Origin of the sequence: Streptomyces sp. NPDC051636 (assembly GCF_044453765.1) — a bacterium.
Lineage (GTDB): Bacteria > Actinomycetota > Actinomycetes > Streptomycetales > Streptomycetaceae > Streptomyces.
Genome location: NZ_JBITDA010000003.1, coordinates 538083 through 545628 on the forward strand (window position 1 = coordinate 538083; position 7546 = coordinate 545628).

Sequence of the window (7546 nt, forward strand, 5' to 3'; positions counted from 1 at the left end):
GGTGGAGGTAGCTCAACTGCTCCGTTGGATTCCGCACTCTCGCTACCTCTTGCCGAGCGCCATTTATCCCAACAGCTGGCTGGCGCCCCCCACCGAGCCTGGGCATCTTTCCAACTGTGGTGGTGGGTGGTGACAGAGGGCGACTTGGGCCCGTCCTGAACGAAGGTGAACGTGGCTGACTGAGACGGAAACTGAGACGGACGGGCAACAAATCGCCAGGGCCTCGGAGGTGGACCGACCAGGTGACGTGCCCCAGAATCTGATGACATGGATACGACCTTCCTGGCAGCACTGATCGCTGCGACAGTCACCGCAGGCGGTTGGATCGCCAATCATGTGCTGTCCGCCCGGGCGGATCTGAGGCGAAGGCAGGCCGAAGCAAGGCTCACCCACGTAGAGAACCAACTGGAGCAGCTCTATGGACCGCTCCTGTTCCTAGTCAAGGAGGGACGGTCGGCATTCCATGACTTCTGCGAAACCCTCGGACGCAACTACGTGTTCGCGGCCGGCAGGCCGCTCAGTCTGGAGGAACGAGACCTTTGGTTGTTCTGGGTTGATCACGAGTTCATGCCTCGCAATGAGGCTATCCAGAACCTCCTCTCATCAAAGACGCACCTCATCTTGGGTGACCAGATGCCGGACTCCTTCTTGGCCTTCATCGAGCACTACAACTCATGGCGCGTGACCCATCTGAGGTGGAAGGAGGAGGGAGTTCCATACTCATGGCATTCCAAGGTCAACTGGCCCGGGTCGTTCGAGACTGAGGTGATCGAATCCTACGGACGGCTCAAGAACCTGCAAATCCAGCTGGCAGGCCTGGTGAGATGAGTGGAAGCTTGATCGCGGCTGGCCTGCAGAGTCTGCCTCACCCGGCCAGACGTGGCCTGTTCGGAGCCCTAGCTTGGGAAGCTGCGATCATTCGCGGCCGAGCTGAGCGCTGACCTGGGCAAACGGCGGGCATGCGGCGCCGTCGGGCCTGGCTGCCCTCGCCGTGGTTCCCCGCTGCTCCCCGCTCGATCTGGTGCGCTTATGGTGCAGTGCCCTGGGCGCGTGCCGTGGCGTGTGAGACATCAGAACCGGCTTGCCTGAGACGCAGGAGACCTAGGCCGTAGGCGCGTCCGCGACCCATACCAGACAGGACCGCTCTCTGCAGCGCGGAGGGATCAGTGATCACCGCCAGGCCCTCGAATCGGGTTGCCTGGAGGAAGGTTGGGTTCCTTGCTTCGCGTCTGGCGATGACAGGCTCCAACGGCCGGCTGCGTACTTCAACAGTCGCTAGCCCGGAACGGGAAGCATGACGTTCCCACCAGGCAGTTGCTTCAGCAGGTCGTATGCCGACACGCTTGCTGCGTCTTCCTGCTCTTGGCATCGCCCGAGTGGCGTTCGCGTCCAACAGAAACCGCACTAGCTGTCCCTCGAAGCCTGCCTCTGACCAGGCGACCCGCTCAACTGCTACCGCGCGGGCGTAGTCGTTGGTCAGGGCGCTGAGAAGCAGGGGCCCCGCGGTCTGAACACGCAGGATCGCGTCACCACGGTCCATATCCAATCGGTAGAGCAGGCGACCGGTGGCCGGTGAGCCGTGCCCTGCAGTGTTCGGAGACAGGGAGCGGACGGTGTGATGAAGGTGAAGGACATCGCCGAGGTCACGCAGCACTTGTAGGTTGCGTCGATTGAGGCGCAACACGATCTGTTGGGCGCTATGGGGTGGCTGCCACGTCTGCTGAGCGGAGCCTTCCGACCTGGCTTGGTGCCACAGGTCGTCGAGGCGGGCACAAATGGCGTCCAACGCCTGCTCCTGTGAGCCGCCCGTGGGACGATGGGCGAGAGCCCGCAGGGCAAGCCCTCCCACCACCGCCATAAACGGGTCATATTGTGGCACCCGGTCCCGGGTGAACAGGTTGTGCACGGTGGAGTGCCCCAAGCCGGCGGCGCGGGCCAACTCGCGGGCTGAGGGAAACCCTGCTTCCCGGTGCAACTCATGCAGCGCGGCGTTGAGGTCGCGCATCCGCCCTGCTGGCAGGTCTGGCCGATTGATCTCGCCGGCACGGCCCATGTCTTGCCCCCTCATGAGTTGGATGTGTATCCGCGACGCGCCGAAGATTTTGCCTGTCCCGTGGGCGTGCTTCGCGGCCGACAGGGCTTCGGCCGGCTGCGCTGCCATGATTTTCTCGCTTGCCGGGCCGACCAGAGGGCGAATGCCGCAATAACGCTGGCTGCTGCGTTCTCCAAGATGTTCACAGGGACAACCTCCCTCGGCTCCCCCCGGCTGTGGACAGTTGTGGACACCGGAGTGCCGAACACCCTTAGAACCGGGCGAGCGCTGGCCGCTGCCAAGGAACCGTTAGCGAGCAACGATCACAGAAACCACGCCCTTAGCTGGGAAGCTGAGGTGATCAAGGGAGCGCCACACTGCTGACCTGCGGCGGAGCGGTGTCGGCTCTGGTGCGCGGTCGACTAGTTCCCCGGTGTTCCCCACGGCTCCCCGCAAGGATCTGGCACGGGGCTGGCACGGCTGCCATCGACCTGAACCTCGGCTGCGGACTCGCTGAGACATGACATGGGGGTCGGTCGGCCGCCAAGGGGTGCGTACCGCCGTATCGGCCGAACTCGTTGGCGCCTGCTGCTGGCGGGAAGTCAAGCTCTGTCAGTGCTGCTTGCTAACTTGGCCGCGCTGTCAGCGGTCTGAAGCATCAAGTCGGCTCTGTTGCCGGCAACAGGGACATGGAAGGCGTAGCTGCCAAGGATGAGGACGAAGGACTGTGAAGAGTGCGGGACAGCGTTCGTTCCCACTGGACCAGCTCGTTACTGCGGAGACAAATGCCGCGCAGAGGTACAAGCCCTGCAACTGACGGCAAGCATGTACGGACTGACTCTGGAACAAACCAGGGTCGTTCGTTCTGTAGGCGCTTGCATGATCTGCTCATCTACCGTCTCGGGATTCGAGTCCGGAATATTTGCGGTAGATCATTGTCACGACAGTGGAGTCGTACGCGGCGTGCTCTGCCAATCCTGCAACTTCCTACTGGGCAACGCCCGTGATGAAGTCGACGTCCTCTTCGCTGCTATCAAGTACCTACTCAAAGACCACACGGCTGAGCCCTGGAATCAAGGTAGGCGTAGAAAAGAAATCGTCGCCGAACGAAAGGATCAAAGTCTCACAGCCCGACTTGAGCGAGCCGAGAGTTCTCTAGAGGCGGCTGAGCGACGCGTCAAAGAGCTTGAGGCTGTTTTGGCGGAAGTAGCTGAAGACACGGCAGTCGCCGCTTTGCGTCGAGCTAGAGATGCCGATGCCGTTGAGCGGTTCATCAGTGAGTTCATATCACCTGCTCCTCGCGGGAGCTCTCGAATCCAGGCAGGTGCCCTCCGAAGTGCTTGGACAGACTGGGCCGGAGGCGCCTCCTGCCCAGTGCAGAGTCTTCATGAGGCCCTGCATAAACTGGGGGGCGTCCAGCGCCGGTCCTCGACTGGACGGTACTGGGATGGAATAGCCCTGCGCTCTATCCCAAAGAGCGACGCCGAGGACTAGACGGTGAGAGCACACGGCTGCCCCGAAGTGGCGGGGAGCATTGGCACCCGGCCCCGAGCGTTTCCAGCTGCGAGCGGCTATGCGACGTAACCCCGACATAGTGCGCGAGTTCATGAAGGAGTACCACTTCGACGAGACCTGAGGGATTCAGTACTGTGTATGAACCCAGGTCTACCGGTGGTGCGCGCTACGATCCACGGCTTGTAGTAACTACAAACTGCGGGGTTTGATCAGCTTTTCACCTCGCGGGATGGATCTGATCTGGTGAGGGAGGCCGGCCAGCATGGAGGCCAAGTCGTCTTCTTCCTCACTGGTCGCAAAGATGATCTGGCTTCCAGCTGCACCATTCACAGCGGCGCGACCCAAGAGCTGCTGAAAGCTGGCACGAGCTGCCTCTTGCTGTCTCGGCTCATCGAAAATCAGGATTTGCGGATGATGTCCACGGAATTCGCGAGATACCTCCATGAAGGAAAAAAGGTAAGCCCAGATCACTCGGATCATATCGCTCGCTGACAAGTCAAACCCGAGATCGAATCCCTCATGAATCGGGCGATATGTTTTCTTGGAGATGTCGAGTGACTGTGGCACCAGTGAGCGAAATCCGTACGCATCAAGCTGAGAGACGAGCGATGACCTCAGGGCGCTGATCTTAGCCTCATCAGAAGCCGTAAGGTCCCTGCCCTTGAGCGCAGCCAATTCTTCCTTATTGCGTCGCCATGTTGCAGCCAGCGAGTCAAGCTCATCAATCGACGACTCAATCGAATCCCTGATGCTACGCAGCGCTTTGACCTTTTCTTCCAGTCGCAAGCGCTCGGCTAGAAGGGAAGAATCCGGCAGTGAGTTGGGGCTGACTAGCGCGTCCTTTTGTGACCGGATGGCTGCCCGCAACCCCTCCATCTCTTCGCGCAACCTGTAGACGCGGGCCTGGCTGATCTCTGCAGTCCGTGCGGCGTCGAGTGCCATGGAGCGGAAGGTTGCTAGTTCTCTCTCTAGATGTGCAATGTTGTCCTCAATCGCCAATGGGTAGTCGGTAATTTCAAAGCCATCGGGAAGGCTCTGTCCACATGTTGGGCAGTTTTCATAGGCGGTACCCAAGTCATCGGGCGATCCAAGGCGCTGAAGGAGAAGGGCATCCTTGTGTTTGCGTAGGTCTTCTTCCAGCGCTTCGATGCGCAGTTCAAGGGATTGCCGCTGCTTGTTCGCCTGCTCCCAGTCCTCTATCGCAGAAGCCAGCACCATACTGAGCTGGGTTACCCTCTCCTGGTTCCTAGATAGGGCTCCTTCAATCTCAGTCGCGGCCTCCCCAACGGAGGCGACTGGCCGAACTTCTTGGGCATCCAACTCCCTCGCGAGTCGGTCAATCTCGTCGTCAAGCGAAATCCATCCAGATCCGGAATCCACCTCTAGGCCAACTAGATATTCCCTGCGCCAAGTAGTGCTCGGTTTTTTGGGGATTCCACGCACGAGAATTCCAGCCCTGGAGGCTACATCAGAGACGCTACGATGCACGCTTTTCCAATCGGCCTCAAGGAGCGAGATAGCCGACTCGATTCTTTGCACTTCAAGCACCATGTCCATGGCGTCCATGGCCAAGATGAACTCGGCTGATCGTTTGGACACATCCTGAATCCCCAAGTATGTAGGGATTCGAGCTTGAACGCCGGACCAGCCGTGTTTCTGCTCAACAAAGAAGTAAGGAAAAAGGCATTCCAGATACAGTGGCCCTTCGCTCCCGTCCATTCGGGTTACCCGTGGAGGATCCCAGCCTAGGAAACGAGCCAGTTCGTAGTGGAAGCCGGCCTCTCTCTGTGCGGCTCCCGCTCGACGGACAAAGTAATCCCGCTGCGTGTAGGCGCTGCCAGGTTGCGACAGTGTTGGCCCACTCCGGGTGCGAACGAGGCTAGTATCGTGCCGGGAGCTCTTAACAGGGCGACCAATCGTTAGAACTTCACCCCGAGAGTTCTCAATTTCGAGCGCGACGCTTGACTCGGTTACGCGGTATTCTCTCCCCTCAACCTCAATAACGTCCGTCATGGCATGAGGGAGAGGGATATCCCGACTAGGGCTCATCATGCCCTCAAGGCCCAGTGCGTAGATAATTGACTGCAGGCATGTGGACTTGCCGCTAGAGTTGTCGGCTCGCAGGATATTGAGGCCTGCCTCAAAACTCAGATCTGTTCCACATGTGGGCCCGGAGGTGCGGACATTTAATGAAAGCTTCCTGATTTTCACGACTTAGGACCTCCACTCCAATAGGTCGTTAACAGACTTTTGAGTGATTCGGGCTGGCAGGGTGGATAAGAACTCTTTCTCAGGCAGTAAGATTTCTGGATGGGTCCAGAGTTTGTTAGCGAGTCGCTCTCCCTTCTCTGTGAGGGAGATGCTGGAGTTATCATTCCTCTTTGCAAGGCCTGTAGCCACGGCCAGGTTGATTGTGCGGGTTGTCGAGGGATCATGACGGATGATTAGACCGTTCGGCTTACGGTGCTCGGTAAACCACTCTTTGATCACCTTGCGTCCCTGTGCAGAGCGTAGGGCCCAGGCAAGTACGTGAATTTGCTCCAGGTTGGCTGTATTTCCTCGACAGCGCTTCAGAATCAAGACAGCTGAAGCCAGCCTCCATCCCGTACGGAGATCGCCAGGGATTGGGTCGGGGCGTCGCGTAAAAACGACCCCGCTTGTGATGCCCGAGAAAGCACGCTCCAAGATGGATGTATTACTCATGATGCACTCTCAATCTCAAAGTCCAATGGGCATCGCATGAGCCAGTCAGCGATCGAACCCCACGACATGGCATCGACAAATGCATCGTCCAAAGCGGGTGCCTGGCGGGCCAACTCCTCTTTTAGTGACCTTACGATCGTAGTGACGTCTGCCGCGCTATTGGTGCTTCCAGGGGGATATTCTAGGACTAGTTTGCGCTCCTTGCGCACTCTCGCCCCTGTTGCAGCTTCCCACTGATCGGGATACTTTTCTCGCAGGCGAGTCAAGGCGTTTTCCGAATCAAGGAACTGATTTACCAGCTGTTCGAGATATGTCTTTTGGGCAGTCGGGGACAGCCTGAGTTTGGCGAGTTTCTTGAGCGCCACGTGGGCAAGTTGGGAATTGCCCTCCATCCAGTCATCGACCTCATCGCGAGGGGTAGGTACGACGTCGACTAGAGACGTGGGCCGTTCCAGAACTTCGATTCGCTCTGCGGCGTAGATAGCATCAGTAGCAACTGTGACCTTGAAGCCATCTGCGATGAATGGGAGGCCTTTGCCGCGGATCTCATCCGACTTTGTGCTGGCATGCTGAACGAGTTGAGCAGAATCGAAGATGGGCACCAGGAATATGTAGTTGTGAATCTTCACATCTCCGAGCAGCTTGTGAAGTTCCTTCTGTTTGGTATCCAGCTTTCTGAGGTCCGTCGAGAGTTTGTCCCGCTGCTTTTCGTAGCGTTCAGCAGTAGACAGTGGCTCGACTGGGGCATAGCACTGAAACGCTCGTCCACAGAAAGTGAAAGCCTCAATTCCAAGGTCTCCGCCGTGTCGAGCCGGGACCTCCTGAACCTGGTCTGCCCCGTAATGACGTCGAGCCAAAAGGAGGCAGTACTGCTCCCAGTCGTCTCCTGAGTAGTGGTGAGTTGCTACCAAGTAGACCCCCAACCTCGCGGGCTGCCGCCCAGCCCATAAAGGGCCTGCCTGTGAGGCCCTCCGCCCCAGGACATGATAGGGAGAGGTTTTGCCCGGTGACCTCTGCTTTCAATCATCTAGGTCGGTGGAGCGGGTTTGGCCGGTGGCCTGCCCGGTCTGGGGTCGAGCATGATCAGGGGGCCGTACGCTGGCTGGCAACTCGGGCAGGCTGTGGACCTGCCCGCAATGTGCACGAGTGGCCCCCTGGTCTTGCTCGACGTGGGACCCGGACCGGGGAGGTGGCTAAAGCCCAAGACCGGGAAGTTAGGGCGGTTCGGTCGTGGTCCGGTGGCTGGTCAGGGTGATGGTGGTGATCACGGCTGCCTTGTGCCCGACGCTGCCCTTG

Annotated in this window: 5 protein-coding genes; 2 read left to right on the forward strand and 3 right to left on the reverse strand. The window is 59.0% G+C overall.

From position 1 onward, the window contains the following. Positions 1-267: 267 nt before the first annotated feature. Positions 268-828: a hypothetical protein gene (locus tag ACIBBH_RS09505; protein WP_399403616.1), complete on the forward strand. Its 561-nt coding sequence runs from the start codon at positions 268-270 to the stop codon at positions 826-828. 199 nt (positions 829-1027) lie between these two features. On the opposite strand, the gene ACIBBH_RS09510 is transcribed toward ACIBBH_RS09505, so the two are convergent. Then, a complete protein-coding gene (locus ACIBBH_RS09510; RefSeq protein WP_399403617.1) occupies positions 1028-2161 on the reverse strand; it encodes a type I-E CRISPR-associated protein Cas6/Cse3/CasE in 1134 nt (377 codons plus the stop codon). A gap of 696 nt (positions 2162-2857) precedes the next feature. Here ACIBBH_RS09510 and ACIBBH_RS09515 point away from each other — a divergent pair. After that, positions 2858-3526, forward strand: a complete 669-nt coding sequence (locus ACIBBH_RS09515) for an endonuclease domain-containing protein (RefSeq protein WP_399403619.1) — start codon at positions 2858-2860, stop codon at positions 3524-3526. Between the two features lie 210 nt (positions 3527-3736). Here the strand turns inward: ACIBBH_RS09515 and ACIBBH_RS09520 are convergent, their stop codons facing one another. Next, a complete protein-coding gene (locus ACIBBH_RS09520; protein ID WP_399403621.1) occupies positions 3737-5113 on the reverse strand; it encodes a hypothetical protein in 1377 nt (458 codons plus the stop codon). Between the two features lie 1133 nt (positions 5114-6246). Further along, the gene (locus ACIBBH_RS09525) at positions 6247-7173 is read right to left on the reverse strand and encodes a hypothetical protein (RefSeq protein ID WP_399403623.1); all 927 of its coding nucleotides are present in this window, start codon (positions 7171-7173) and stop codon (positions 6247-6249) included. Between the last annotated feature and the right edge of the window lie 373 nt (positions 7174-7546).

Excerpts from the sequence above, each read along its gene's own strand:
- ACIBBH_RS09520 (WP_399403621.1), bottom strand. The coding sequence starts at position 5,113 with ATGGACGCCATGGACATGGTGCTTGAAGTGCAAAGAATCGAGTCGGCT.
- ACIBBH_RS09505 (WP_399403616.1), top strand. The coding sequence starts at position 268 with ATGGATACGACCTTCCTGGCAGCACTGATCGCTGCGACAGTCACCGCA.
- ACIBBH_RS09510 (WP_399403617.1), bottom strand. The coding sequence starts at position 2,161 with ATGGCAGCGCAGCCGGCCGAAGCCCTGTCGGCCGCGAAGCACGCCCAC.
- ACIBBH_RS09515 (WP_399403619.1), top strand. The coding sequence starts at position 2,858 with ATGTACGGACTGACTCTGGAACAAACCAGGGTCGTTCGTTCTGTAGGC.